Source organism: Lentiprolixibacter sp. (assembly GCF_982873095.1).
In genome coordinates this window covers 1-25428 of sequence record NZ_CEYNTP010000002.1, presented here as the reverse complement: position 1 = coordinate 25428, position 25428 = coordinate 1, and the positions used below count along the sequence as shown (strand labels likewise).

26 protein-coding genes and 1 pseudogene are annotated in these 25428 nt (G+C 46.9%); 5 read left to right on the top strand and 22 right to left on the bottom strand.

The genetic code is table 11. The annotated features are described in order from the left end of the window. Window positions 1-8 precede the first annotated feature (8 nt). Genes AC4E7D_RS00320 through AC4E7D_RS00310 form a run of 3 tightly spaced genes read left to right on the top strand, consistent with a single transcriptional unit; the run spans window position 9 to window position 2774 of the window. On the top strand, window positions 9-929 hold the full coding sequence (locus AC4E7D_RS00320) for a geranylgeranylglycerol-phosphate geranylgeranyltransferase (RefSeq protein ID WP_490171799.1): 921 nt from the start codon (window positions 9-11) through the stop codon (window positions 927-929). Continuing rightward, on the top strand, window positions 914-1876 hold the full coding sequence (locus tag AC4E7D_RS00315; protein ID WP_490171798.1) for a carbon-nitrogen hydrolase family protein: 963 nt from the start codon (window positions 914-916) through the stop codon (window positions 1874-1876). Before AC4E7D_RS00320 ends, AC4E7D_RS00315 begins: the two co-directional genes overlap by 16 nt. Before the next feature lie 52 nt (window positions 1877-1928). Then, the gene (locus AC4E7D_RS00310; protein WP_490171797.1) at window positions 1929-2774 is read left to right on the top strand and encodes a pseudouridine synthase; all 846 of its coding nucleotides are present in this window, start codon (window positions 1929-1931) and stop codon (window positions 2772-2774) included. A gap of 2 nt (window positions 2775-2776) precedes the next feature. On the opposite strand, the gene AC4E7D_RS00305 is transcribed toward AC4E7D_RS00310, so the two are convergent. From AC4E7D_RS00305 to AC4E7D_RS00235, 15 genes are all read right to left on the bottom strand, one after another. Continuing rightward, window positions 2777-3214 carry a BLUF domain-containing protein gene (locus tag AC4E7D_RS00305; protein ID WP_490171796.1) on the bottom strand — a complete coding sequence of 146 codons (438 nt, stop codon included), beginning with the start codon at window positions 3212-3214 and terminating at the stop codon, window positions 2777-2779. A 65-nt stretch (window positions 3215-3279) separates the two neighbouring features. After that, window positions 3280-4566 (bottom strand): argininosuccinate lyase, encoded by a 1287-nt coding sequence (argH, locus tag AC4E7D_RS00300; RefSeq protein ID WP_490171795.1) that lies wholly within the window; start codon window positions 4564-4566, stop codon window positions 3280-3282. 45 nt (window positions 4567-4611) lie between these two features. Further along, window positions 4612-5694 (bottom strand): M20 family metallo-hydrolase, encoded by a 1083-nt coding sequence (locus AC4E7D_RS00295; protein ID WP_490171794.1) that lies wholly within the window; start codon window positions 5692-5694, stop codon window positions 4612-4614. Continuing rightward, window positions 5691-6470: an acetylglutamate kinase gene (gene argB, locus AC4E7D_RS00290; RefSeq protein WP_490171793.1), complete on the bottom strand. Its 780-nt coding sequence runs from the start codon at window positions 6468-6470 to the stop codon at window positions 5691-5693. The genes AC4E7D_RS00295 and argB overlap by 4 nt, the downstream gene beginning before the upstream one ends. 12 nt (window positions 6471-6482) lie before the next feature. Then, the gene (locus AC4E7D_RS00285; protein WP_490171792.1) at window positions 6483-7421 is read right to left on the bottom strand and encodes an N-acetylornithine carbamoyltransferase; all 939 of its coding nucleotides are present in this window, start codon (window positions 7419-7421) and stop codon (window positions 6483-6485) included. Continuing rightward, complete coding sequence (locus tag AC4E7D_RS00280; protein WP_490171791.1) at window positions 7418-8548, bottom strand: aspartate aminotransferase family protein; 1131 nt, start codon at window positions 8546-8548, stop codon at window positions 7418-7420. The genes AC4E7D_RS00285 and AC4E7D_RS00280 overlap by 4 nt, the downstream gene beginning before the upstream one ends. Before the next feature lie 11 nt (window positions 8549-8559). Then, on the bottom strand, window positions 8560-9357 hold the full coding sequence (gene proC, locus AC4E7D_RS00275) for a pyrroline-5-carboxylate reductase (RefSeq protein WP_490171790.1): 798 nt from the start codon (window positions 9355-9357) through the stop codon (window positions 8560-8562). A gap of 35 nt (window positions 9358-9392) precedes the next feature. Then, the gene (gene argC / locus AC4E7D_RS00270; RefSeq protein WP_490171810.1) at window positions 9393-10367 is read right to left on the bottom strand and encodes an N-acetyl-gamma-glutamyl-phosphate reductase; all 975 of its coding nucleotides are present in this window, start codon (window positions 10365-10367) and stop codon (window positions 9393-9395) included. Continuing rightward, window positions 10360-11550, bottom strand: coding sequence for an argininosuccinate synthase (locus AC4E7D_RS00265; RefSeq protein ID WP_490171789.1), 1191 nt, complete (start codon window positions 11548-11550; stop codon window positions 10360-10362). The genes argC and AC4E7D_RS00265 overlap by 8 nt, the downstream gene beginning before the upstream one ends. Next, window positions 11547-12164 carry a GNAT family N-acetyltransferase gene (locus AC4E7D_RS00260; protein WP_490171788.1) on the bottom strand — a complete coding sequence of 206 codons (618 nt, stop codon included), beginning with the start codon at window positions 12162-12164 and terminating at the stop codon, window positions 11547-11549. The genes AC4E7D_RS00265 and AC4E7D_RS00260 overlap by 4 nt, the downstream gene beginning before the upstream one ends. Before the next feature lie 214 nt (window positions 12165-12378). Next, window positions 12379-13740, bottom strand: a complete 1362-nt coding sequence (locus tag AC4E7D_RS00255) for an MptA/MptB family glycosyltransferase (RefSeq protein WP_490171787.1) — start codon at window positions 13738-13740, stop codon at window positions 12379-12381. A gap of 93 nt (window positions 13741-13833) precedes the next feature. Further along, a complete protein-coding gene (locus tag AC4E7D_RS00250) occupies window positions 13834-15318 on the bottom strand; it encodes a cellulose synthase family protein (RefSeq protein WP_490171786.1) in 1485 nt (494 codons plus the stop codon). Window position 15319: 1 nt separating this feature from the next. Then, the gene (locus AC4E7D_RS00245) at window positions 15320-16018 is read right to left on the bottom strand and encodes a glycosyltransferase family 2 protein (RefSeq protein ID WP_490171785.1); all 699 of its coding nucleotides are present in this window, start codon (window positions 16016-16018) and stop codon (window positions 15320-15322) included. Window positions 16019-16087: 69 nt separating this feature from the next. Beyond that, window positions 16088-17671 (bottom strand): 4Fe-4S binding protein, encoded by a 1584-nt coding sequence (locus AC4E7D_RS00240; RefSeq protein WP_490171809.1) that lies wholly within the window; start codon window positions 17669-17671, stop codon window positions 16088-16090. A 44-nt stretch (window positions 17672-17715) separates the two neighbouring features. Continuing rightward, window positions 17716-19062 carry an NAD(P)/FAD-dependent oxidoreductase gene (locus AC4E7D_RS00235; RefSeq protein ID WP_490171784.1) on the bottom strand — a complete coding sequence of 449 codons (1347 nt, stop codon included), beginning with the start codon at window positions 19060-19062 and terminating at the stop codon, window positions 17716-17718. A gap of 122 nt (window positions 19063-19184) precedes the next feature. On the opposite strand from AC4E7D_RS00235, the gene AC4E7D_RS00230 reads away from it, so the two are divergent. Then, the gene (locus AC4E7D_RS00230; protein WP_490171783.1) at window positions 19185-20186 is read left to right on the top strand and encodes a glycoside hydrolase family 113; all 1002 of its coding nucleotides are present in this window, start codon (window positions 19185-19187) and stop codon (window positions 20184-20186) included. Window positions 20187-20205: 19 nt separating this feature from the next. On the opposite strand, the gene AC4E7D_RS00225 is transcribed toward AC4E7D_RS00230, so the two are convergent. Genes AC4E7D_RS00225 through AC4E7D_RS00195 form a run of 7 tightly spaced genes read right to left on the bottom strand, consistent with a single transcriptional unit; the run spans window position 20206 to window position 25027 of the window. Beyond that, complete coding sequence (locus AC4E7D_RS00225) at window positions 20206-20640, bottom strand: nuclear transport factor 2 family protein (protein ID WP_490171782.1); 435 nt, start codon at window positions 20638-20640, stop codon at window positions 20206-20208. A gap of 40 nt (window positions 20641-20680) precedes the next feature. Beyond that, window positions 20681-21391, bottom strand: coding sequence for a TIGR04283 family arsenosugar biosynthesis glycosyltransferase (locus tag AC4E7D_RS00220; RefSeq protein ID WP_490171781.1), 711 nt, complete (start codon window positions 21389-21391; stop codon window positions 20681-20683). Further along, complete coding sequence (locus tag AC4E7D_RS00215; RefSeq protein ID WP_490171780.1) at window positions 21381-22094, bottom strand: DUF547 domain-containing protein; 714 nt, start codon at window positions 22092-22094, stop codon at window positions 21381-21383. Before AC4E7D_RS00215 ends, AC4E7D_RS00220 begins: the two co-directional genes overlap by 11 nt. Before the next feature lie 39 nt (window positions 22095-22133). Beyond that, a complete protein-coding gene (gene arsM / locus AC4E7D_RS00210) occupies window positions 22134-23099 on the bottom strand; it encodes an arsenosugar biosynthesis arsenite methyltransferase ArsM (protein WP_490171779.1) in 966 nt (321 codons plus the stop codon). Next, window positions 23096-23911, bottom strand: coding sequence for a purine-nucleoside phosphorylase (locus AC4E7D_RS00205; protein ID WP_490171778.1), 816 nt, complete (start codon window positions 23909-23911; stop codon window positions 23096-23098). Before AC4E7D_RS00205 ends, arsM begins: the two co-directional genes overlap by 4 nt. Before the next feature lie 4 nt (window positions 23912-23915). After that, window positions 23916-24521 (bottom strand): TIGR04282 family arsenosugar biosynthesis glycosyltransferase, encoded by a 606-nt coding sequence (locus AC4E7D_RS00200; RefSeq protein ID WP_490171777.1) that lies wholly within the window; start codon window positions 24519-24521, stop codon window positions 23916-23918. An 11-nt stretch (window positions 24522-24532) separates the two neighbouring features. Further along, window positions 24533-25027 (bottom strand): rhodanese-like domain-containing protein, encoded by a 495-nt coding sequence (locus tag AC4E7D_RS00195; protein ID WP_490171776.1) that lies wholly within the window; start codon window positions 25025-25027, stop codon window positions 24533-24535. A 95-nt stretch (window positions 25028-25122) separates the two neighbouring features. On the opposite strand from AC4E7D_RS00195, the pseudogene AC4E7D_RS00190 reads away from it, so the two are divergent. Beyond that, window positions 25123-25428 (top strand): annotated as a pseudogene (locus tag AC4E7D_RS00190) (glycoside hydrolase family 32 protein); the annotation flags it as partial.

Sequence of the window (25428 nt, the reverse complement as noted above, 5' to 3'; positions counted from 1 at the left end):
CCACCAACATGCTTAGTAGGAAAAACAAACTCTTGTTGCTCAAGATGTTGAGCCTATTCTCTATTGTGAGGGGCTATAACATCCTGATGATTATCCTCGCCCAGTACCTGGCTTCCATGTTTATCCTTTCACCCGATATTTCCCTGCGACAGGTACTCTTTGACCCGCAATTGTTTGTCCTCGTCCTGGCCTCGGCATTGGTAATTGCCGGCGGGTATATCATCAACAGTTTTTATGATTCCGAAAAAGATCTCATCAATAAGCCCAGGAAGAGTATGCTGGACAGGCTCGTAAGCCAACGAACCAAGTTGTCAGCCTACTTTGTCCTGAATTTTCTTTCTGTACTACTGGGTAGTTATGTCTCTTTTCGGGCGGCCCTGTTCTTTGCGGCCTATATTTTCGGTATCTGGTTGTATTCCCATAAGTTGAAGCGGATTCCTTTTATTGGCAACCTGGTGTCTGCCTCTTTGGCCATTACTCCCTTCTTTATCGTATTTGTTTACTACAGGAATTTTGAAACGGTAATTTTTGTTCATGCGATTTTTCTGTTTTTGCTCATACTGGCAAGGGAGATGATCAAGGACCTGGAAAACATGATCGGGGATATAGCCCAGGGTTACCGGACAATTCCCATCCTCTATGGCACGCTCTTCTCGAAAACCTGCATAATGATCCTCATTATCCTAACCCTGGCACCCGCCTTACTGCTTATCCAAAAGTTTGATGTGGGCCAGATGTATCTCTACTTCATTTCCAGTATAGCCCTGCTCTTGCTGTTTTTGATTTTATTATGGAAAGCCGGGGAGAAGAAACACTATGTATGGCTCCATAACATCCTCAAATTTACTATAGTGCTTGGGGTATTTAGTATCTTGCTGATTGATATTGACCTTGTCCTTAACAGAATCTTCCAATGGATGCCCTCTTAAAAGTTGGATTGGCCCAGATTGCCCCGGTTTGGTTGGATAAAACGGCCACACTGAACAAAATTGTGGCTTGTATAGATGAAGCTGCCGGAAACAAGGCGGAGTTGCTGGTCTTCGGGGAGGCAGTTTTGCCTGGTTACCCCTTTTGGCTGGCCTATACGGATGGTGCTGCCTGGGACCTGAAGCTCAACAAGGAATTGCACGCCCACTACGCACAAAATGCAATTGACATTGCATCAGGCGATCTGGACCCGATTTGCAAGCTGGCTGCCGAACATCAAATGGCCATCTATCTCGGTACTATTGAAAGACCTTCAGACCGTGGAGGTCACAGCCTTTATTGTTCACTGGTCTATATCGATGCCAAAGGGGAGATCAAATCTGTGCACCGTAAACTCCAGCCTACCTATGATGAGCGACTTACGTGGGCGCCGGGTGACGGAAATGGTTTGCAAACCCATGCCCTGAAAAGCTTTACCCTGGGGGGCTTGAATTGTTGGGAAAACTGGATGCCTCTTCCCAGGGCTGCACTATATGCCCAGGGAGAGGACCTGCATGTGGCCGTCTGGCCTGGTAACCTGAACAATACCAAAGATATCACCCGATTTATAGCCAGGGAATCCAGGAGTTATGTGCTGTCTGTATCCTCCCTGATGCGTCAATCTGATTTTCCAAAAGGCACCCCTCATCTGGACGAGCTGTTATCATCCACACCTATGGTAATGGCCAACGGGGGCTCCTGTATCGCTGGTCCCGACGGGGAATGGATCCTGGAACCGGTTGTGGATAAAGAAGGTATCCTTTATGCCCAATTGGATATCAACCGCGTTTATGAGGAACGTCAGAACTTTGATCCCGCAGGGCATTATGCCCGTCCGGATGTAACCCAATTAATCCTTAACAGGGAACGGCAGAGTACGCTGGGTTACAAAGACAATAAAACATCATAAAACTGCTGCAAACCGCTGCTATTGCGTACCTTTGCCTGCTTAATTATAGTTCATGCAAAAACCCAGGCCAAAACGAACAGGGGGGCGAAGACCTTCCAAATCCCAATCAGACTATCAGGGGAAACGGAAGCCTAAACAAAAAGGGACCAGGTCCGAGGAAAGGACACCAGAGACTAAACAGGATTCCGGACGTATCCGATTAAACAAATACGTGGCCAACAGTGGGGTATGTTCCCGCAGGGAGGCAGATACCTATATCGCAGCCGGAAATGTTACGGTCAATGGCAAACCCATCACCGAGATGGGCTATAAGGTAAGCCCCGGGGATGTCGTGCGTTTTGACGGACGGATACTCAACCCCGAGAAAAAAGAGTATGTTTTACTCAACAAGCCCAAGAACTTCATTACCACAACCAGCGACGAGAAAGGAAGGCGAACAGTAATGGAATTGATTTCTAATGCTTCAAATGCCCGCCTATTGCCTGTAGGCCGTCTGGATCGAAATACAACCGGTTTACTGTTGTTTACCAATGACGGGGATTTGGCCAAAAAACTTACTCATCCCAAACATGGTGTTCGCAAGATTTACCATGTGGAATTAAACAAAAACCTTCGTACTGAAGACTTGATTGCGATCAGAAAAGGACTGCAACTGGAGGACGGCCCCATACAAGTAGACGATGTGAGTCATATCCGGAATGCCCCAAAACGTGAAGTGGGAGTGAAGATCCACAGTGGTCGCAACCGAATCGTCAGGAGAATATTTCAACATCTTGGTTATGAGGTAGTGAAGCTGGACCGGGTGGTTTTTGCAGGCCTTACGAAAAAAGACTTGCCCCGTGGCCATTGGAGGCCCCTCACTGCACAGGAGGTGATTAACCTGAAAATGATCAAATAAGGTTAGCTGCTTGTTTGGAAATCCCCGCTCAGCATATTACTAACATTCTTCCAGAAGGTATCGATCGCTGCATCAGAAGGCTCTCCCTTTATATCTTTAAGGTGATGAGATACCACTAATTTCATGTAGGCAATCTGGTCGTTGTCCCCGTAGAAATCTTCATAAGCCATTTCCCATTGTTGAAACCTTCTTTCAGGCCTTTCCCCATGTGATAAAAGGACCATGTCTGTGTGACGCGGATCGCTTTTGATCTTATCATAAAGTTGTAATACCCTGATCTGATTGCCTTCGATGTACTGTAGAAATTCTCCCTGGTGGTATAGCAGGCAGCCCGTAATACCTTGTTCTTCATTGTATCGCCTGGCCTTTTCCAACATTTCCTGAATCTGAAGGCGGCCGAAACCTGGAACAGCCCGGGACCGGTATACCAATGCAAACATGAAGTAAATAATTAGTGCTTTCAAAAAGTACAAAAAAGATAAGTACATAAAAAGGAAATTATGGCTTATGTACTCCGAGCTGTTTGCATTTTACGTCTGATCTCCCCCAGACAAAGATTGCCTATGCTGCCTTCATGGGTATGCTGAATATTCTTTTGGGGTTGATAACTTCCGGAAGCGATTTCCTCGCCCAATTGTTTGTATGCATCGCGAAAAGTTACCCCTTGCTGTACAAGTTCGTTTAGGTTTTCCACACTGAACAGGTAGTCGTATTTCGGGTCCGACAGGATATCGGACTTGACCTGAATCTGTTCGAGACTAAAGGCTGTAATCTCCAGGCAATCCTTTATGCTATTGACAGCTGGCAGCAGCTTTTCCTTTAAGAGCTGGAAATCCCTGTGATATCCGCTGGGCAGGTTGTTGGTCAATAGGATAATTTCATTAGGCAGGGCCTGCAGGCTGTTGCACCTCGCCCTGACCAATTCAAAAACATCGGGATTCTTTTTGTGGGGCATAATACTGCTGCCGGTCGTTAGCTGGTCAGGAAAGGAAATAAATCCGAAATTCTGACTCATGTACAGGCAGCAGTCCATGGCCAGCTTGGAGAGGGTGCCGGCCAGTCCGGCTATAGCAAAAGCCACTGATTTTTCTACCTTGCCCCTGCCCATCTGTGCTGCCACCACATTGTATTTCAGGGTGTCAAAATCTAACAGTTCCGTGGTATAACTCCGGTCGATAGCAAAGGAACTTCCGTATCCGGCAGCACTTCCCAACGGATTCTGGTCACTTATCCGATAAGCGGCTTTTAACAGATAGATGTCGTCGATCAGGCTTTCTGCGTAGGCCGAAAGCCACAAGCCAAAGGAGGAAGGCATCGCGATCTGAAGGTGTGTATATCCCGGCAGCAATACCGACTTGTGTTTTTCCGCGAGCGCAATTAACAGATCAAAAAGCACAGAAATACCCGTTTCTATATGGGTGAGCTCCTGCTTCAGGAAAAGCTGCATGGCTACCAGGACCTGATCGTTTCGCGAACGTGCGGTGTGTATTTTTTTGCCCGTATCCCCCAGTTTCTCGGTCAACAGGTATTCTATTTTGGAATGCATATCCTCAAAATCCGCTTCAATCGTGAACGTCCCATTATGTATAGACGCCTCAATTTCTTTCAGGGCAGCGACAAGGGATTCCCCTTCCTTCTGGGAAATAAGGCCAACCCTGGCCAGCATTTGCGCATGAGCCATCGATGCCTTTACGTCATAATAGGCCAGGTCCAGGTCCAGTTCCCGGTCCCGGCCTACGGTGAAGGCTTCGATCTTTTTGTCTGTACTTTGACCTTTGTCCCAGAGTTTCATAATGTTTGATTTTTATTTTTCTAATCGGATTTACTACTTCCCTAACTAGGATTTCGAATTGCTTAAAAAAGTCGTCAACATCTCAATATACAACTGTATTCCCTCCTCTATCTCCCTGATATAGATATATTCATCAGCAGAATGCGACCTTGTGCTATCCCCCGGGCCAAGCTTTAAGGATTGGCAGCTCAGGGCGGCCTGGTCAGAAAGGGTGGGCGACCCATAGGTGTCCCTACCCAAAGCTATTCCTGCCTGTACCAGCGGGTGGTTGTGTTCAATAGATGAAGAATTGAGCCGCAGGGAGCGGGGCTTTAGCTCACAAGGTGCTTCACGAATCAGGATGTCTGCTATTTGCTTATTGGTATAGCAATCATTTACGCGTGTGTCTATAACCAGGTCAATAGCCGCCGGCACTACATTGTGTTGCATACCCCCATTGATCTGGGTTACGGTCAGTTTTACTTCCCCCAATACTTCAGAAACCTCTTCAAACCTATAATTTTTAAACCAGTCCAATACGGAGATACAATTGTAAATGGCATTATTCCCATTCGGATGGGCGGCATGGGAAGGGGTGCCCTTGACCTTGGCATCAAAGACAATAAGGCCCTTTTCCGCAACAGCCAATTGCATCAGCGTGGGTTCTCCCACAATGGCCACATCTATTTTAGGTAAATGAGACAGTAACTCCCTAAGGCTTTTAGGGCCGGCAATTTCTTCCTCTGCTGAAGCGGCCAGGACCAGGTTATGACTGAGGTTTTCCCAATTATAGAAATGGGCAAATGTCGCCATTAAAGCTACCAGGCTGCCCCCGGCATCGTTACTGCCCAGCCCATATAATTTTCCATCCACTATTTCTGGATGGAAGGGATCCCGGGTGTAAGCGCTATTGGGTTTCACCGTATCGTGATGGGAGTTGAGCAATAGGGTAGGTTTGCCGGGGTCGAAAAAGCGGTTTAGGGCATACACGTTATTGTGCCATTTTTTGACCGGGATGTCAAAGGTGTGTAACCAGGCTTCAACGGCTGCCGCAGTGTTTTCTTCTTCCGTGGAAAAGGAAGGGATTGCGATAAGTTCCATAAGCAGGCCTATGGCTTTTTCGGTCAGTATTTGTAATTCGTTTTTCATAGGGTAAGGGTGGTAAACCTGCCAGGTGTTGATCTTATCATATCCATATTGCCTATACAGACTTTAGAAACGCCTTGTTCGAGGGCCCGGAAGCTGTTTTCCAATTTTGGAAGCATACCATCCGAAATAATGTTTTTAGCTATAAGTTCCCGGTATACGTGCCAATTTATTTCAGGGATCACGGACTCCTCGTTGTGTTTATCGGAAAGGACGCCTTGTTTTTCAAAACAATAGAAAAGAGAAACTGAGTAAGCTGTTCCGAGACCTATGGCCAGCTCAGAAGCAATGGTGTCTGCATTGGTATTGAACATCTGTCCTTTCTGATCATGAGTAATGGCGCAAAAAACAGGGACCAGATCGGCAGAAATCAGCTTGATCAGGGCTTGGGAATTTACCCCGCATATGTCACCTACCCAGCCAAAATCTACCTCACCTACCGGTCTTTTGTTCGCCTGGATGAGGTTGGCATCTGCCCCGCTTAGTCCAATGGCGTTGCAGCCAATACCTTGCAGTTCCCCCACGATCTTTTTGTTAACCAGTCCCGCATAGACCATCAAGGTAACCTCAAGGCTTTCGATATCTGTTATCCGCCTTCCTTTGAACATACGTGTTTCAACCCCCAACTTCCTGCCCACTTCAGTAGCTTTTTTCCCCCCTCCATGAACCAGAATTTTGGGATGTGGTAGGCCGTTGAAATTAGAAAGAAACCTACTCAGTGCGTCAGGGGCTTCTATGACATTTCCACCAATTTTTACGATTGAAAGCTCAGGTTTCATGTTTCCAGATACTTAGGCTTTTTCTAATAACTTTTTCAATACCAGCTGGGCTGCGAACGTCCGGTTGTTGGCTTGTTCAATGGCCAGGGACTGCGGGCTGTCCAGTATCCCGTCTTCGACGATTACATTCCTCCTCACCGGGAGGCAATGCATAAAACGGGCTGTACCCAGTTTTTCCCGGGTAATCATCCAGTTCCTGTCGGTGCTAAGTACTTTTCCATAGGCTTCGTAACTGCTCCAGTTTTTAGCATAGACAAAATCTGCGTTGCTCAAGGCTTCCCCTTGATCATACAAGACCGGGGTGTCCGCAACTATTTTTGGATCGAGATGGTACCCTTCCGGATGGGTGATAGACAAATCCACATCCATTCGCTGCATCATCCGGAGAAAGGAGTTAGCTACCGCGTGGGGCAGGGGTTTGGGATGGGGGACCCAGCTCAGCACCACCCTGGGCCGCCTTATGGTTCGATTTTCTTCGAGTGTTATGGCATCTGCGAGCGCCTGGAGGGGATGGCCCAGAGCACTTTCCAGGTTAACCACTGGAATAGTGGTGTGTTTCATGAAGCCTTTCAGGACCTGTTCCTGCTCATCCATAGTTTTATTCTGCAATCCGGCAAAAGCCCGGATACCCACCACGTCGCAATATTGAGAAACTACCCTGGCAGCTTCCCTGACGTGCTCTGCCCGGTCTCCATTCATTATGGCCCCGTCTTCAAACTCCAGTTGCCATCCTTCTTTGCCAAAATTCATCACCATGACTTCCATCCCCAGGTTTAAGGCAGCCTTTTGGGTACTTAACCGCGTCCTCAGGCTATTGTTAAAAAACAACAAGCCCAGCGTTTTTCCCTTGCCCAATTGCCGTAAGGCATTTGGAGCCTTTTTCAACTCACGGCCCTCACGGAGCCATTGCTGCACATCTGGGATATCATTTACAGAGAAAAAATGTGTCATGATAGGGCGGATTTTAGTGCAGTAAAAAATTGCTTGATCTCTTCTCCGGTTACCCCCAGTGAGGGCAGAATCCGCAATATGTGTTTGTCTTTGGCTCCCCCGGTAAAAATCTTGTAATCATAGATCAGTTTTTCACGGAGCGGGGCGACGTCAAAACCAAATTCAAGTCCCAGCATCAATCCCCTTCCTTTAACGCGGATTACTTCAGGAATCCCAGCCGCCATTTCCCTGAACCGTGTTTCCAGCTTTGCGGTATTCTCTATAAGATTTTCGTTTTCCAGTACCTCCAGGACAGCCAAAACAGCAGTACATGCCATATGGTTGCCGCCAAAGGTAGTGCCCAGTATCCCGAGAGAAGCCTTGATCTTTTCATGGATCAATATTCCGCCTACCGGGAACCCATTCCCCATGCCCTTGGCCATGCTGATAACATCAGGCACTATGCCATGGTGTTGAAAGGCAAAGAACTTCCCGCTCCGGCCAAAACCTGATTGCACCTCGTCTGCAATAAGCAGGGCACCATGTTGTTTGCAGCATCCTGCCAGGAAGGCATAAAAACCGGATGAAGGCTCATCCAGGCCCCCAACCCCTTGTATGGCCTCAATTATTACTGCACATACATCGCCTTTGGCTAATTCTTCCTCCAGGCTTTCCCGATCTTCCAAATCCAGGAAGGTCACCTTATGTTGCTGATTGATAGGGGCGCATATTTTTGGGTTGTCGGTTGTGGCTACGGCGGCAGAGGTACGACCATGAAAGCTGTTCCTGAAGGCAATTACCCTGGATTTACCGGTATGGAAAGAAGCCAGTTTCAATGCATTCTCATTGGCTTCAGCACCAGAGTTGCACAGGAATAACTGGTATTCCGGACAATGGGCAATCCTAACGAGTTCAGCGGCCAACTTCTCCTGCAAAGGATTGATCACGGAATTGCTATAGAACCCCATTTTGTCTAACTGTGCCTTTAATCGTTGCACATATACCGGGTGTGAATGACCGATAGAGATCACCGCATGACCCCCATAAAAGTCGAGATACTCCTCACCTTGATCATCGGTAATGGTAATCCCTTTTGCAGAAGCAGGGGTGACCTTGTAGAGCGGATATACCTCAAATAATTTGGACATTTTTCCTCGGCTTAGGAATTCATTTTGAATTCGTTGATCTTTTCAAATGAGGTGACAATTCCCCGGATGAGAGAAGAGGACAGCCCCTGGTGTTCCATTTCATTCAGGCCCTGTATGGTACATCCCATTGGGGTGGTTACCTTGTCTATTTCCTGCTCCGGATGGTTGCCGGAGGCAATCAGCAGGCCTGCTGCCCCATCGCAGGTATGCATGGCAAGTGCCTGAGCTTCTTTTGCATCAAAACCCAATTGAATGGCCCCTTGCGTGGTAGCCCGGATCAGACGCATCCAGAAGGCGATCCCACTGGCACAAATCACAGTAGCTGCCTGCATTTGCTCTTCAGGAATTTCCAGGGAATGTCCCATACGGTTGAATATGGCCTTGGCCAATTCAATCCGCTTCTGGCCTGCCTCATTGCCGCAAAGGCAGGTCATGGATTTTCCAACAGAAATAGCAGTATTGGGCATGCTCCGGATGATATAATGCTGCTTACCGATGATCTCCTCCATCCGCTTGATACTAAAACCGGTAATGGTTGAAATAACAACGTGTTTGTCGGTAAGCAGGTCTTTCACTTCTTCCAAAATGCCTCCAAAATGCCCGGGTTGCACGGCAAAAATCAGGATATCGGAATGCTTAACGGCTTCATGGTTATCTGCCGTGACCTTTACATTACCGTATTTTTCAAAATCCCGTATGCTTTCCGGATGTCTCTTGGTCAGGTACATGGTGGTTGCACCATTACTGTGTAAAATACCTTTGGCAATTGACTTTCCCAGGTTCCCCGTTCCGATAATGGCTATTTTCATGGTAGTTGTTTTATCTGGTGTAATTTCAATTTGTTTTAAAATATACTCGCTTTGAGTTGCAGGCCTTCTTTTTCCGGAAAACCAAACATGAGGTTCATATTTTGCACCGCCTGTCCCGACGCCCCTTTCAACAAATTGTCGATGGCCGAAGTAATCAGCACGATATTGCCCTCCTGATGTATATGAAGGTGGCACTGGTTGGTGTTGACCACCTGTTTCAGCTGGATGGGATCACTACATACCTGGGTGAAGTGAGCATCCCTGTAAAATTCACTGTAAAGTTTGGTTATGGTAGCTTTTTCCCCTTTATATTGTGTATAAGCGGTGGCAAATATCCCCCGGGTAAAATTCCCCCTGTTGGGCAGGAACAACAATTGCCCCTTCTCCTTTTGCCCTGTATCCAGGCTTTGGTTGATTTCAGCCAGGTGTTGATGGGTAAATGGTTTGTACCACGATTGGTTGTTGTTCCTCCAACTGAAGTGCGTAGTTGCTGTTGGGTTCACACCGGCACCTGTGCTTCCTGTTGTGGCATTTACATGGATATCCTTACCCAGGAGCCCTGCCTTGGATAATGGTAATAAAGCCAGTTGAATGGCAGTTGCAAAGCAACCCGGATTGGCCAGATAATCAGCCTGCCTGATCTCTTCCCTGAACAATTCTGGAAGGCCATATACAAACTGTTTTCCATTGAGGGTATTGTTGTCCTTGAGGCGAAAATCCTGACTGAGGTCAATTATCTTGGTGTCGGCATTAAAAGGATGTTCCTCAAGGAATTTACGGCTGTGTCCATGCCCAAGGCAGAGGAAAACCAGGTCAACACCGGGGTCTACCGAACTACCAAAAGACAAGCTGCTTATACCTTCCAGGTCAGGGTGTGCACTAGTAACCGGTTTTCCGGCCCGTGTACGGCTATAGAGGAAACTGATCTCCACTTCTTTGTGATGGACCAACAGCCTGATCAATTCTCCCCCGGTATACCCGGAGCCCCCAACTATGCCTACTTTAATCATGGTCTTGCTGTATATGGTTCGCAATTTTTCCGGGGTTGGACAGGATCTTGATAAAGCCTTTGGCGTCCTCCGCGGACCAGCCTTCGTTCCATTCTCCGTAACTGCCAAAAGCAGCATTCATCAGGTCGTTCTCGGAAGAAATTCCTTCCAGTTCAAAACGATAGGGATGCAGGCTAACAAAGACATCCCCCGTTACATTTTTCTGCGTATCTGCCAGGAAGGCTTCTATATTCCGCATCACGTCATCCAGGTAGTTGCCTTCGTGCAACAGCATGCCGTAAAAATTCCCAAGCTGTTCTTTCTGGTATTGCTGCCACTTGCTCAGGGTGTGTTTCTCAAGCAAATGATGGGCTTTGATTATGATAAGCGGTGCGGCAGCTTCAAACCCTACCCTGCCTTTTATCCCAATGATCGTATCTCCCACATGGATATCGCGTCCTATGGCAAAAGGGGAAGCCACGGCGTTCAGTTTTTCGATATTAGCAACCGGGCTATCTGTCTTATCATCAATGGCAATCAGTTCCCCTTTGTCAAAACTCAGCTTAAGCTTTCTTGCCTCCTTTTCTTGCAGGGGGCTTGGAAAGGCCTTATCTGGTAAGGGCAGGTTGGAAGTGAGGGTCTCATCTCCGCCAACAGAAGTACCCCAAAGGCCTTTATTGATGGAATATTTGGCCTTTTCCCAGGAGTAATCAATGCCGTTTTCCTGCAGGTAGGCGATTTCTGCCTGTCTCGAGAGTTTATTATCACGTATCGGGGTAATAATTTCAATCTTGGGAGCGAGGATCTGAAAGATCATATCAAAACGCACCTGGTCAGTCCCTGCCCCGGTACTGCCGTGCGCAATACAATCTGCCCCCATAGCCTTGGCGTAATTAACAATTTCCATGGCCTGAACGATCCGTTCGGCACTAACGGATAGGGGATAGGTATTGTTCCGTAGCACGTTTCCGTAGATCAGGTATTTAACTACCTTCTCATAAAAGAGGTCAACACCATCAATGGCCTTGTAGCTGCTGGCGCCCAGGGCGATCGCTTTCTTTTCTATATCGGCCAGTTCTTTCTCGTTGAACCCTCCGGTATTAACGGTTACGGCATGTACCTCGTATCCCATTTCCCTGGAAAGGTAAAGTGCGCAATAGGAAGTGTCCAGGCCACCGCTGTAGGCGAGTACCAGTTTTTTCATTTTGATTCTTTTTTAGAAAACAGGTTTGTTTTTAATTTCTTCAAGGAGGGAATGGACTTGGTTTGTCCTTTTGTTTTCCTGACCCCTGTCTTATCATTAGGATCAAAAAGCATCCCTGTACACAGGCACATATGGTATTCCGTCCTAGTAAGTACATCGAAGTTTTTGCAGGTTTGGCAGCCTTTCCAAAATTCCGGGTCATCTGTAAGTTCGGAGAAGGTCACCGGTTTGTACCCCAGTTCATAGTTCATCTTCATCACGGCTAATCCTGTTGTAATACCGAAGATCTTTGCCTCAGGGAATTTTTTCCTGGACAATTCAAAAATGGCTTTTTTGATTTTTTTGGCCAGTCCCTGTTTCCGGTAATCGGGATGTACGATCAGGCCGCTGTTGGCTACAAATTTCTTATGCTCCCACATTTCAATGTAGCAAAAGCCTGCAAAATTCTCCCCGTCCAGAGCTATTACCGCATTCCCGTTTTGCAGTCTTTCGATGATGTATTCCGGCGTACGCCTGGCGATACCCGTACCCCTGACCTTGGCGGATTCGGTTATGGTGTCGCTGATGACCTGTGCGTATTTGATGTGAGATTCGTTAGCAATAACAATTTTCATTGCTTTTCGATTTATTGGAACAAAAGTTTATCGGAAGGTATTGCGGAAATGGACTCACCTATTTCCCATAACAGAAGAACACCCTTACGGGCGACGGCGGCGCGGCAAAGAGAAGGGCAGGCTCACTAGAGCCTGAACAGAATTTAGTATATGCGCTTTTTTATTCATCCTGAACCAAATGTACAAAAACTCTCGAATTCACAAAGCTGAGCCTTTAATTTTTGTGAATTAACGAATTTTGGGGTTTTGATCTGAAATATTCATAGGCCAGGAATCCAAAAACCAAGAGATATTCAATACCCAGCAAGAATAGGGACTCCTTGATTTCATTTTCTCTATATGCCGAATAACTCAATACAATTACGGCTGACCAGAGCAGTGGATATCGATAATTCGTAAACAGGCAGAGGAAGAGTGCGAAAATAATGTACCAGGGGTGCACGGTGGAAGCCAGGAACAGGTAGGCCGATATTACGATCAGCATACTGCCAATCAAGCTATTGGCCGATTTGCCCCTTCGGAAAAAACTGAGCCAGAACACCAATGCAAGGACGATAATGGGAGTAATTTTTCCGTAGAACTTAATGAGCTCCCAGGGTTTTATTTCGAATTGTATTCCAATTTGCCTGACCAGGTTGTATATACCCGCATTGAACTCAAAATTCGAGAACCAAAGCTTAAGTGTTTCGGAATAGTTAGAGAAAAATTCCTGTATATAGAAGGGCACCAACGAGCCGGCAATAACCAACAATGCCAGCAGATAAAATTGCAAACTTCGTGCCCACCCCAGGTTTTTCAGGAATAAGGGGAGGAAGAGCAGCGGGACAAGTTTCAGAGAAATGGAAGCCCCGATCAAAATAGCGGAGATCACCCACTTATTAATAAGAAAAAAGTAAAGGGCGGCGCAGAAAAAGAACAACATGACCCCTTCAAAATGAAGGTTTCCAGTTAGTTCTATAATTACCAGGGGGTTCAGGAAATACCAAAAAATCAAATAGGGCGACTTGTTCAGGTAGCGCAATAGTTTTTTTCCAAAATAGAAGATACCCAGGTCGGCCGCGATGTGCATAATCCTGATGGCTACCACCGTACCCATGATACTTTTACCACCAAGAAGGGCTGCGAGGGCAAAGAATAATTGATTCAGGGGCGGATAGTTACTGAAATGCCTTGCGCTTAGTGCACCCATACCTTCATGCAGAATGGCGGCATTGGGGATCTGGACATCGCCTTTTTCCATGAGTGCATCCGGACTTAGAAGATAGGGGTTGTCACCCAAAAGAATGAGGTGACCGTCCCACAGGAAACGGAAGTAGTCCTGAGACAGGGTGGGCTCCGCCAGCAGAAAGACAAGTCGAAAGGCGAGCCCGGCAAACAACAAAAACCGGAAATTCCACTTTTCGAACTGAATCAGTTTAAAGCAAAAGAAGAAGAGTGCCAGATAGAGCCCCAGTAACTTTATGAAATCGAAGCGTTGCAATTGGTAGGCAAAGACATAGTAGAAAACCACTGACAATAGGAGGATGAGGATGGAAATCTTATGCAGATTCCAATATTTGCCAAGGATTTTCAGCATGTTTGCTCAGCTTAGTGTATCTACAAATAACTGAAAAATGCCTAATAGTGCCAACACAAATGTACGGCAGCACTTAAAGTGAGGTTTAAAAGATCAGGCCTTGGCAGTCAGGGATTTGAAGAATACAAATCCAAATCCAAGGAAGAGCATCAGGTGAAATGGGAACAACCCAAAGTCATTCAGGGGAATGGCACTGTACATCCCAAAAAGGAAATATACCATAAGGCCAAACTCCAGGATCATATTGGGGGATAGTTTCTTGGTGAGGTACTTGTTCCCTTTCCAGCTGTCCGTAAGGTTGCTGATATTGAATTTCGGGGTGCGCACAAATTCACTGCGCTTGCCCATATGCCCTTCAAGTACGGCAACTGTATTGTGCAGGGAGAAGCCCAGGGCTACTGAGAAAAAGGTAAAGAACAACTTAATATAGTCGACAAAGTGGTCAAAACTACTCCCCTGTATACTGCGATAGGTGAACCAGTAGCAGATAAAAAGGATAATGGTACTAACGATGAAAAAGCTGGTCACCTCAAAGATCCATCCCAGGTGTCCAAAGCTGTTCTTTATGTAAAGCATGGGAATACTCAGCACAGCCACCAAAAAGACACACAGGAACATACTGCTGTTTAGCAGATGCATCACCCCGTGGAATTTGGTTTTAAATGGAATGTTTTTGGCTGAGATTACACTCAGTACCGTTTTTCTGAAATTTTCTGCCCCGCCTTTGTTCCAGCGGAATTGCTGAGAACGAGCAGCACTGATAACCACAGGCAATTCTGCAGGGGTTTCCACATCCTCCAGATATTTGAATTTCCAGTTCTTTAACTGTGCCCTGTAGCTGAGGTCAAGGTCTTCTGTAAGGGTATCCCCTTCCCAGTTTCCAGCATCGAGGATGCATTCCTTCCTCCAGATACCTGCTGTTCCGTTAAAATTGATAAAGTGCCCCTTGGCATTGCGACCCACCTGTTCCAGGGTGAAGTGGGCATCCAGCGCGAAGGCCTGTATCCGGGTAAGGGTAGAGTAATCACGGTTGATATGGCCCCATCGGGTCTGTACAACACCAATTTCTTCATCCTTAAAATAGATCACGGTCTTTTTCAACCAGTCACTGTCGGGCAGGAAATCAGCATCGAAAATTGCAATAAAGTCCCCTTTTGCAATGGTAAGGCCTTCCTTGAGTGCCCCGGCTTTGAAACCTTCCCGGTTTTCCCGGCGGATATGCTGTATATCCAAGCCTTTTTCCTGAAGGGCTTTAATGCGTTCCGCAGTCTCTGCCACAGAATCGTCTGTGGAATCATCCAGGACCTGGATCTCCAGTTTGCTTTTGGGATACTCTATTTTGGCAATATTGTCAAGTAATCGCTCCACCACGTACTTCTCGTTATATATAGGAAGTTGTATGGTGACAAATGGGATTTCCTTAGGATCGAGCAGATTGAATTTTGGAGCTTCTTCGTTGCGCCTTTTATTCCCAAGGTAATTCACCAGCAGGTTCAACTGGGAAAGGCTATACAGGAAGATCAATACCAGGGCGATGCTGTAGATCGCGATAACAATGTATGATAGTGTGAGTCCCATATTACTTAAAACTGTATTTAAAAATCCAACCCAGTATTTTTATGCCGGCAAATATAGTACCTTTTACAGTACCTGACACCTTGGAGACCCCTATTCTTTTTTTGTAACGCACTGGGACTTCGACATATGCCACTTTTTGTTTCAGTGCCTTTAGCTGCATTTCCACCGTCCAGCCGTAGGTTTTGTCTTCCATATTGAGCTGTAACAGTTTGTCGTACCTAATGGCCCTGAAGGGTCCCAGGTCAGTAAATTTCGCCCCGAACATCATTCGCATCAGGAAAGTGGCCAGTTGATTCCCGAACACCTGTTGCGGGGTCATGGAGCCTTTTTCCCTGAGGGATTTCACCCGGGCGCCTACTACAAAATCCACATCTCCTTCAATAATGGGAGCCACTATTTTTGAGAGTTCCTGTGGATAATCTGAATAGTCTCCGTCGATAAATACGATAATATCAGGGGTTTTGGATTGTTCCTGTATGTATTTTAGTCCTTTCAGGCAGGCATACCCATAACCCATACGGGTTTCAGTTAGGACAGTAGCCCCTGCTTTCTTTGCCACCTGAGCCGTTTGATCAGTAGAATTGTTGTTCACCACCACCACCTCTGTGACCACCTCCGGAAGGTCCTGGATTACCCTTGCGATAGAGTTCTCTTCATTAAAGGCCGGGATGATTACTCGGATGTCAGTCCTGTCCTGCATGCTGGATCGTATAGAAAGGCACAAAAGTAGGAATAATCTTTTCCCCTTGACCAACAAGGTTATCCTGGACTACTGTGAACGTACGAGTTCCATAAGGTCTACATCATTGCCCAGCAATACCTGCCTGGCTTCTATCCTTCCTTCAAGAGGGCCATTTTCCAGTTTTAACACCCCCCGTGGGCATACAGCAGAACAGATCCCGCAGCCTACGCAACTTGACCGGACTATATTTTCGCCCTTTTGCGCATACGCCCGAACGTCTATCCCCATTTCGCAATAAGTGGAGCAGTTGCCGCAGGAAATGCACTGTCCGCCGTTCGTTGTAATTCTGAACCTTGAGAACAAACGTTGCTGGAATCCCAGAATAGCTGCCATCGGACAACCAAAACGGCACCATACCCGGTTCCCGAAGATCGGATAGAACCCTGTCCCGATAACTCCGGAAAAAATACTCCCGATAAGGAAGCCGTAGGATTTTCTGAGCGTTTCGGAATCGAACAGAAAGATATTTCCCTTGCCGCTAAATACATAAAGGGCAATAAGCACCATGATGATTACGAAATAACCAATAGCTCCGTACTGTGCATCTTTCTGAAGTTGTTTTCGCTTGAAAAGCATGGCCCAGCCAAAAACCAGCGTGAGCAAGCCTGCCACCCCAAAGAGGAAGGTGCTTTTGGTAAGCCAGTATTTGCTGGTATCGTTCCCCAGATAGGAATATACTACGGCTGTGGTCATCAGGGTCACAAATACCACAACGCTATGCACCACCCAGCGTTCTATTTTCCAGGCGGTCACCGTTTTATCACTGAGTTGCCGGAAGGCATCCCCGGCAGTCTCCGCCAGGCCGCCGCAGCCACAAACCCATGAGCAATACCAGCGTTTCCCGTAACGATAGGTGAGGATAGGAGAGATAACAAACACAGAAAGCACACCAAATATTAGCAGGGCCAGGCCGATGTCCCCTGAACTGATAAATCCGTTTATGCGGTAGCGCTCGAAATTGTAATAGTTGAGTGGCCAGATGTTTTTGAGGTCGTAATAGGGCAGGGATCCGTTGAGGCGCGCCATAATTTCCGGGATGATAAAGGCAAAGGCAGTCTGGAAGAACATCACACTTATGGTGCGTAGTACCTCGTAGCGGTTATGCCGGTATTTCCACAGGAATTTTATTCCGAAAGCCAGGATGGCCAGGGTATACAGGGTGCCGTAAACAAACCACTGGCTGGCCGGGTTGCCACTTAGCGCCAGGCTCAATGGGTCAAACAGGGCAATCACCCCTTTATTGGCACCTTCCCCGTTTAGTCCCAGGTACTGGGGAAAGAAATACAGTATGATGTAGAAAGCGGTTATAGCGATACCCGTGATCCACCCCCAGAACCCCATATTGGAAATGGATTTGAACCATACTCCGTCATTCTTGATCCCTTTAGATTTGTGCCTGTAGCTCAATACAGTAAACCAGGTAATACCGACGAATATCGCCAGGAGGGAAAGGGAAAGCCAGAGCCCTTTGTTTGGGAAGTTGACCCCAAAAGCGGCCAGGAGTAAAATGGCGAATCCTGCAAATCCTGTAAGCGTTGCCAGGCGTTGACCTTTTGTCAGGGCTTTTGGCGGTTGTCCGGCAAGGGACATGTTTCTATCATATGTGCTCATCATTTTTTAGCGCTTCTTTTTGTTGAGGGGATATGGACCAGGGGTTAAGGTGTTTGAAATATTCGACGCTGGTTTTTTCGGGCCGCCCGGATCTGTGTTCCCATTTCTTTATTGTAATCATCGAGAATCAGGCTTTCGTAACGCCGGTAAAACTCCGGATCAAAATTGGCATCAGCCAGGTACTCCACCACCTGATCTATGGTTCGGCCTTCATTCAACCAGCGGTTAAAAATTTCATGCCGCATGCGGATGCCAAAGGTGTTGATCCCAAGAAATTTTCGCGAGTCTTTGTGGTACGCCAGCGTAACGCATATTTTTTCTTCCGGGTGCCGCCAGTGAAAATGGAGCTCCTTTTCTGATTTGATCCGTTCGCTGAACACCCATCCGTAGGTCTGGTATTCGATATCAAAGAATTTCGCCGAGTTGAACCAGTGGCCCGGATTGTAGGGGATGCGATTTCCGCAGATGGTTTGAGCCACTGTTTCCCCCATCATCCTTCCCGTATACCACACCGCTTCTACCTTCCTCCTTTGTCCAATGGCCTCCCGCTGTTCGGCACAGTCGCCGATGGCGTAAATATCCGGCTTATTGGTCTCAAGAAAGCGATTTACAAGGATGCCGCGTCCCAGTTCAATTCCGGAATCCTTCAGGAAACTTATATTGGGCGTTACCCCCGGGGTGAGTCCCACCAGGTTACAGGATATTGTTTCTCCTTTGTCTGTAACCACTGCCCGGGCACGCCCTTGGTCGTCCGCCAGGATTTCCACGAGATTGGTTTCCAATCGCAGGTCGATATGGTGCTCCCGGATGTGCTCATTTATCATTTTTGCTTCACCCTCAGGTAACACCCCGTCCCAGAAATTGGTTTCCCGGACCAGGAAGGTAACGGGGATATCCCGGCTGCTCAACATTTCAGCCAGTTCTATGCCAATCAGGCCGCCTCCTACGATAACCGCCCGTTTACATACCTGTTTATTCGGAGCATTGGTTTCGAGCAAGTCGAGGTCTTGTTTGGAATACAACCCCTGTACCCCGTGCAGGTCCTGTCCTGGCCAGCCAAATTTACTGGGTTTGGAGCCAGAGGCGATAATGAGTTTATCATAAGGAAAGGTTCTTGAATTACCCACGATAATTTCCTTTTTTTCAGCGTCTACCCGGGTCACATAACCACGGACCAGGTCGATACGGTTTTTTGACCAGAAACCATCCTCATAGGGTTTGATGTGCTCAAACTTCATATGTCCCATATAGACATACATTAAGGCAGTTCGGGAAAAGAAATAATCGGTTTCTGCGGAAATAATGGTAATGCGATTGTCCGAAAGCTTACGAATGTGTCGGGCGGCAGTTACCCCGGCAATGCCATTACCGATTATGATGATGTGTTCCATTGGTTGTGAAGGTTGCTATTGTATGTGTCGTCTTTAAAGTTAAGAACTTAACCCTTAGTAGTATTTTAACTGCTTGTTTTTTTTGATTTATTAAATTTGAATGAGGTACTCATACTCCAGAAATGAAAAAAGCAGGTTTTATCTTCCTTATTCTATTGCAATTTAGTTGTAGCAGTCAGTTTGTGGGTAAAATAAACGGGGTAAGTTTTGTTGCCTCCCGGGAAGCAGCTTCTCAGAAAGATGTGGATGCTGTACTGGAAGTATTTGCCGATCATGCAGCCGTTATGCCCTTTGGTTTTATCCGCAACCAACAATCCCCGGAAGTCATTTTTGATACCGAGAGGCAGTGGTATGGGGAAACCCAACAAGGAGCCAAACAATACATTGATTTGCTGCGGAAGAACAAGATCAGGGTTATGCTCAAACCTCAGATATGGATCTGGCGGGGGGAGTTTACAGGAGACCTTAAGATGACTACCGAAGAAGACTGGAATACGCTGGAGGCCACCTATGAAGCATTCATCCTAACCTACGCCAAACTTGCCCAGGAAACACGGGTGGATATTTTTTGTATAGGGACCGAACTGGAGGAATTTGTCAAGGCCCGCCCCCTGTTTTGGAATGCCCTTATTGGAAAAGTCAGGGAAGTGTACAAGGGAAAGCTCACGTATGCGGCCAACTGGGACGAGTATAAACGGACGCCCTTCTGGCCTTTGTTGGATTTTGTGGGCATCGATGCCTATTTTCCGCTTTCGGAAGAACGTACCCCAAGCATTGAAGCCCTAAAACAGGGATGGCAACCCTGGAAAACCCGGATTGCTGAAGTAGCAGAGCAAACGGGAAAACCCATTTTATTTACCGAATATGGCTACCGCAGTATGGACTACACAGCCAAGAAGCCCTGGCTGGTAGACCGCAATGAGGAACAGGCAAATATGGAGGGGCAGGTGAATGCCAAGCAGGCCATTTTTGAGGAGTTTTGGGGCGAAGATTGGTTTGCAGGGGGATTTGTCTGGAAGTGGTTCCTCAACCACGATCGTGCCGGCGGGGAACAAGACAATCGTTTTACACCCCAGAACAAACCTGCTGAGGATGTGATCCGTATGTTCTACAGAACGTTTTAGAGCACCTTAGTAAGGTAGGTTACTCCAGGGTAAGGTTACCGTTCATGTATTTTAGTATATAAGTAAATCGGTTGATGCGCCAACCTTCCTGTGTCTTGGTCATGCCCAAATGATATTTGCCGACGAATTCCCTGGTCTTTCCCATTTGAGCGGATTCTTTGAAATGTGTTGCTGTGGCATACGCGAACACCTCTGCTTCATTTTCCGATGCCTTGACGAGGTAGTTGCCTGCTAGATGATTTATGGCATCGATCCCCTCGAACCCTTCTTTCCACATATCGCAGATTTCCGTTGCAGTCATTTGCCTGACAGGTCCGCCGAGAGAAGACATATTAAAATCAACCCGTTCATGAAATACTTCTGTCTTTAGCAGGGACCAATTACGCTCATCTGTATAAATGAATAGTTTATTGGCCAGTTCAATCAACTGGTCGCGAGTACTAAAATTTTCCATCACTAATTTTTACCTAAGATAGGGCAGGTAACATGAATTATCAATAATTGGCAGTTTCTATATGCCGTTTATAATATTGATACAGCGCCTCGGGGGAAGCTCCCAGATAGTTTTTCAGGTGGATCACAGTAAAGTGATATTGCAATTTCCATTTTCCTACCCGTTGGTACTTCCGGGCTGAGGTAATCACACAGCCGGGTAAAACCGTAAAACCACCCTTCTTGTACAGGCGGCGAATCAACTCCAGGTCTTCATAAATGATATAGTCTTCATTGAACCCGCTGAGGGCTTCGAAACGATCCCGTGTGATAAAGAGGGACTGATCCCCGCCCCGACAGAGCCAATGGTTAACACGGGTAAACCAGGAGAAAAAGGCTAGGAACCGGCTGGGACTTTCGAATTTCATACGGAAGCAACCCGCATCCCTGCCTGCACCCACGGCTTCCCTGATGGCCTTGTCAAAACCATTTGGTGGCAGAGTGTCCGCATGAAGGAAATAAAGGATGTCCCCTTTTGCCTCTCTTGCCCCCGTATTCATTTGCCTGGCTCTCCCTTTTGGGGAAGAAATCACACGTCCTCCTGAATCCCGGATCTGTTTTGCCGTACTATCTGTGCTTCCCCCGTCCACAAACAGCAACTCAAGATCCGGATAGGAATCACTGTTCTCTTTAATTGCTGTGCACAGGGCGGGTACCCAGTCTTCCTCATTGAGGACGGGCACAATGACACTGATCTTTGGTTTATTGATCATTCAGGCTCCAATCGTACTTCAGGTAGCTTATCCGGGCATCAACTGAAATGGGTGTATCACTGTATTGGCGGATAAACTCTTGAAGTGTTCCCGTTTTCACAAAATCTTTCCGATACCATTTAAAAATAGGGGACAGTCTTAGCTGTTCAGGGGTGATCTCATTCTTCGCGGGGTTGTTGATAAATGCCCTGGTTGCCAATTCCAGCTGTTGATCCAGATGTTCTTCCTCAAAAGGCTGGTTAAGCAACTTCGGACAGGAAACCGAGGCACAATTGATGGCAAAATGGATCCGGGGTTCCTCCATTTTACGAAGGATCCTGTGTTCAATATGGTTCAGGGAGAGTTGTCGATTTCCTATACGAATCCATTTTTTTCCCCAGGGCTGTGCAATATCACGGATGCTTGAAACGGGGTAGTGTTGCAGGATCAACTTTAGTGTTGCGGCATTGTACAGGTTGATGTAATAAGCCAGCTGTTTGTTTTTGCTCCAGCTTTCATCAGGAGGTGCATTTCCCAGGTCATGGATATACGCCTCCAGGGCGTCTTCCTCTTCTTTAAGGGCCCCATAATCTACAGTACCGGAAGCATCCACGTATCGTGCCAATAATCGCGTCCATTCAACTTGTACCTGGTCCTTCTGAGCCAATGCAAACACCGGTAACCCGCTACAGAATAAGATCAATAAAAGTCGGAAGGTGCTCATGGGAAAGCGTTAACTAAAAAGAATGATCAGGGAGCAGGGCTAACAACAACCCCCTCCGTTATAGTGCCAGGTACTTTCACTTATATGGATCTGCTTATTAGCTTTGCCCAACACCGCGGCTGTTTTATCGCACACGGCCAGGGGTTGGTTTTGTAGCAATACATGCCCTTTGCCGTCATCAAAGTATTCCTCATCCCCATAATAAATGGCGGTTTTTCCAGTAAAAACACAAGGTCCGTCTTCGGGCATAGGGTCCTTGATCGCAGCGATCTCGATGGATTCAATATGGATCAGTTCGTCTGTGGGGTAGTGGTTGGGCGAGAGCACACGGTAGGAGCGCCTTCCGCGGATTTCGATAGTCCCGAATCCGGCATCGGTCAGCATTTTAATGTATTCCTTAACCGGGATGCTGCCACTGAGGCACAGGGCCCTGAGGCGTTCATCGTTTCTTAGGGCTTCATTCATGGGTGTATCACATACCGGATCGCTCATGACCAGCCGCCCATGGGGTTTTAGCACCCGGAACATTTCACTAATTGCCTTTTTGAGCTCCTCTGTCTTGAAGATATTGAACAGGCAATTCTGCGCAGCCACATCAATACTTTCACTTTCAATGGGGAGGTTGAGTGCATCTCCCTGTACCAGTTTTACAAACTCACTTTTAAACCAGGAGTTTTCTTCTTCGGCCTGCTTGAAATTATCCCGGGAAGCCTGCAGCATTTCCGGTACCGGGTCGATCCCAATAACACCTTCTTTCTGACGGGAGAAATAAGAAAACTGAAGGAGTTCCATCCCGCCTCCAACACCCACATATAGGATATTAGGGTTGTTCACCAGGTCTTGTGCAGACACCGTACTTCCGCAACCATAATTCATTTCCTGCATTTTCTTAGGGATAGAAAGGCCCGGGAATTGCCAAACCGGATTGGTGGTACAACACAGGCCAACATCAGGGGTAAGTGCAGCCTCTTTGTAGACCGCTTTGGTAGTTTCTAAGTAACTCATAGTTCTCGGATCAGTTCTTTGAATAGTTTAATCATTTTAGGTTCGGTACGGTCTGCCACTTCAAGGATCTCCTTGATGTTGATAGGTTCCAGGTTGTCCGGGTCACATTCATCCGTCAAAACAGATACCGCTATAACAGGTAGTCGCAAATGATTGGCAACAATTACTTCAGGGACGGTACTCATGCCCACAGCGTCTGCCCCAAGGGTCTTCAACATGCGGTATTCTGCCTTGGTTTCCAACTGGGGCCCTACCACGGCGGCATAGACGCCTTTTTGAAGTGAGATGTCTTCCCGATCAGCGATACGCTCAATTTTCTTGCGCATATTCAAATCATAAGGCTCGCTCATGTCCACAAAACGGTCGCCAAATTCAGCTACGTTTTTAAAGGCCAGCGGAGACCCGCCCTGCAGGTTGATATGATCTTCGATCAGCATAATATCTCCCTTAGTGTAACTGAGGTTCACTGCCCCGGCCGCATTGGAAACAAAGAGTTTTTGAATCCCCAGGAGCCGCATTACCCGGATGGGGTAGGTTACGTCTGTAAATTCATATCCTTCGTATAGGTGAAACCTACCTGACATCAGGACCACCTTCCTGCCCATTAAGGTGCCATATATGAGTTTCCCTGAATGAAACTCTACGGTAGCCAGGGGAAAGAAAGGGATGTTGTGGTAATGGGCTTCAATCGGGTTTTCGATCTCCGCCACCATTTTTCCCAGGCCAGAACCCAGGACAATTCCAATTTCAGGATTTTCAAAACCCTTGTCCTTGAGGTAAGCGACGGAGGTATCCAGTTGTTTCTGAGTCATATTTTTATGCTAAAAATTTTTGAAAAACGGGAACATCTTTAATGTCTTCATACACGTCTACATCGTTGCGTTCTTCGAGCAGGCCTACACTTTCCCCTTCCAAATCCTTGAGGGTGCTTCCAAGTACCGTAGGTGTTCCCCAAACCTTGTCCTCAAAAAGCTCTTCTTTGAGTTCCTTCATCCCAAGCAGGTAGTACCCCCCATCAGATGCCGGGCCTACCGTAAAATCCCTGGTTTCAAGGATTTCAAAGGCCTCAACCAGGTCTTCTGTTTTGAGGTCATACAAATCACTCCCTATCAGCACTACATTTTGATATCCTTTTTTAAATGCCCACTGAAATGCATTCCTCATGCGTTCCCCTAGGGTAATACCCTCCTGTAATTTTCTGACATATAGGTCGGGGTCCCAAATATCTGTATTGGGAATGGTGTTGGAGTAAAAAACCACCTTGTCTGCATGAAGGTTCCTGCAAAGTTGTTCGGTATGTGCTAAAAGGAACTTATAGATCTCCAGGGCGGCTTCGTCCCCGATCCTCGCTGCCAGCCGGGTTTTGCATTTCCCGAGTTCCGGATTCCTGGTAAAAATGAGCAGGATGTTCTTGCTTCCCAAATTCTGAAAATTTAAGGCGAATATACTTTATCCCCATTAGTCAGCAAGCGTCCCCAATACTTACTGTAAGCGTGGACCTTTTCTGTGGCTTTTCCATCAGGGCCAACCACCGTATTACCCTGGTTCTTCCAGGCGAAGATCCCTCCATACAAGTTTTTTACCCGGGTGTAGCCTGCTTTCTTCAATTCTTCCCCGATGTCTTCGGAACGTACGCCGACAGAACAATACACCACAATAGGCGTGTCTTTATCCGGAACCTGCTGCACTACTTTTTCTATTTTAAAATTGCTGTGTCCCACCCATAAGGAATTTTCCAACCGGCTCACTTCAAATTCTTCTTTTTCCCTCGTATCCATGAGCAGGTACGCTGAAGAGTTTGCCAATTCATCCACCTGAATGTAGGGTACAGTTTCCCGGTTGTATTGGCGTAGCACCCCTTCAATGCTCTGCTGTCCCAGGCAGGAGGCCAATAAGAGGCCCAACAAAAGCATCGCACTATTTTTCATTCTTTTTACCTTTTGAGAAAGTAACAAAGTTATCATTTTAGAGAGACCGGCCTAGAGGAAACGGCCCTCTTTTGAATTTCATTATTTTTAAGGGTATGAAGCGGAACATCCAATCAATAGTTCGGGCTGCAGTAATAGGAATGTCCGTCTGTGCTCTGATAGTTGCCTGTAAAGATGGGCAAAAAGCAAAAGAGGATAGTAAAGGGATTTCAGGACAAGCGTATTATCAGGAACCTTACCGTCCCCAATTCCATTTCAGCCCGGAAGAGAAGTGGATGAATGATCCCAACGGCTTGGTTTACCATAAGGGCATATACCATTTGTTTTACCAGTATTACCCTGAGGACATAGTGTGGGGGCCAATGCATTGGGGACATGCCGTAAGCAGGGATATGGTAAGC

What these genes read in the sequence shown, in the direction of transcription:
- AC4E7D_RS00320 (WP_490171799.1), top strand. Translation starts at nt 9, where the DNA reads ATGCTTAGTAGGAAAAACAAACTCTTGTTGCTCAAGATGTTGAGCCTA.
- AC4E7D_RS00315 (WP_490171798.1), top strand. Translation starts at nt 914, where the DNA reads ATGGATGCCCTCTTAAAAGTTGGATTGGCCCAGATTGCCCCGGTTTGG.
- AC4E7D_RS00310 (WP_490171797.1), top strand. Translation starts at nt 1,929, where the DNA reads ATGCAAAAACCCAGGCCAAAACGAACAGGGGGGCGAAGACCTTCCAAA.
- AC4E7D_RS00305 (WP_490171796.1), bottom strand. Translation starts at nt 3,214, where the DNA reads ATGTTTGCATTGGTATACCGGTCCCGGGCTGTTCCAGGTTTCGGCCGC.
- argH (WP_490171795.1), bottom strand. Translation starts at nt 4,566, where the DNA reads ATGAAACTCTGGGACAAAGGTCAAAGTACAGACAAAAAGATCGAAGCC.
- AC4E7D_RS00295 (WP_490171794.1), bottom strand. Translation starts at nt 5,694, where the DNA reads ATGAAAAACGAATTACAAATACTGACCGAAAAAGCCATAGGCCTGCTT.
- argB (WP_490171793.1), bottom strand. Translation starts at nt 6,470, where the DNA reads ATGAAACCTGAGCTTTCAATCGTAAAAATTGGTGGAAATGTCATAGAA.
- AC4E7D_RS00285 (WP_490171792.1), bottom strand. Translation starts at nt 7,421, where the DNA reads ATGACACATTTTTTCTCTGTAAATGATATCCCAGATGTGCAGCAATGG.
- AC4E7D_RS00280 (WP_490171791.1), bottom strand. Translation starts at nt 8,548, where the DNA reads ATGTCCAAATTATTTGAGGTATATCCGCTCTACAAGGTCACCCCTGCT.
- proC (WP_490171790.1), bottom strand. Translation starts at nt 9,357, where the DNA reads ATGAAAATAGCCATTATCGGAACGGGGAACCTGGGAAAGTCAATTGCC.
- argC (WP_490171810.1), bottom strand. Translation starts at nt 10,367, where the DNA reads ATGATTAAAGTAGGCATAGTTGGGGGCTCCGGGTATACCGGGGGAGAA.
- AC4E7D_RS00265 (WP_490171789.1), bottom strand. Translation starts at nt 11,550, where the DNA reads ATGAAAAAACTGGTACTCGCCTACAGCGGTGGCCTGGACACTTCCTAT.
- AC4E7D_RS00260 (WP_490171788.1), bottom strand. Translation starts at nt 12,164, where the DNA reads ATGAAAATTGTTATTGCTAACGAATCTCACATCAAATACGCACAGGTC.
- AC4E7D_RS00255 (WP_490171787.1), bottom strand. Translation starts at nt 13,740, where the DNA reads ATGCTGAAAATCCTTGGCAAATATTGGAATCTGCATAAGATTTCCATC.
- AC4E7D_RS00250 (WP_490171786.1), bottom strand. Translation starts at nt 15,318, where the DNA reads ATGGGACTCACACTATCATACATTGTTATCGCGATCTACAGCATCGCC.
- AC4E7D_RS00245 (WP_490171785.1), bottom strand. Translation starts at nt 16,018, where the DNA reads ATGCAGGACAGGACTGACATCCGAGTAATCATCCCGGCCTTTAATGAA.
- AC4E7D_RS00240 (WP_490171809.1), bottom strand. Translation starts at nt 17,671, where the DNA reads ATGAGCACATATGATAGAAACATGTCCCTTGCCGGACAACCGCCAAAA.
- AC4E7D_RS00235 (WP_490171784.1), bottom strand. Translation starts at nt 19,062, where the DNA reads ATGGAACACATCATCATAATCGGTAATGGCATTGCCGGGGTAACTGCC.
- AC4E7D_RS00230 (WP_490171783.1), top strand. Translation starts at nt 19,185, where the DNA reads ATGAAAAAAGCAGGTTTTATCTTCCTTATTCTATTGCAATTTAGTTGT.
- AC4E7D_RS00225 (WP_490171782.1), bottom strand. Translation starts at nt 20,640, where the DNA reads ATGGAAAATTTTAGTACTCGCGACCAGTTGATTGAACTGGCCAATAAA.
- AC4E7D_RS00220 (WP_490171781.1), bottom strand. Translation starts at nt 21,391, where the DNA reads ATGATCAATAAACCAAAGATCAGTGTCATTGTGCCCGTCCTCAATGAG.
- AC4E7D_RS00215 (WP_490171780.1), bottom strand. Translation starts at nt 22,094, where the DNA reads ATGAGCACCTTCCGACTTTTATTGATCTTATTCTGTAGCGGGTTACCG.
- arsM (WP_490171779.1), bottom strand. Translation starts at nt 23,099, where the DNA reads ATGAGTTACTTAGAAACTACCAAAGCGGTCTACAAAGAGGCTGCACTT.
- AC4E7D_RS00205 (WP_490171778.1), bottom strand. Translation starts at nt 23,911, where the DNA reads ATGACTCAGAAACAACTGGATACCTCCGTCGCTTACCTCAAGGACAAG.
- AC4E7D_RS00195 (WP_490171776.1), bottom strand. Translation starts at nt 25,027, where the DNA reads ATGAAAAATAGTGCGATGCTTTTGTTGGGCCTCTTATTGGCCTCCTGC.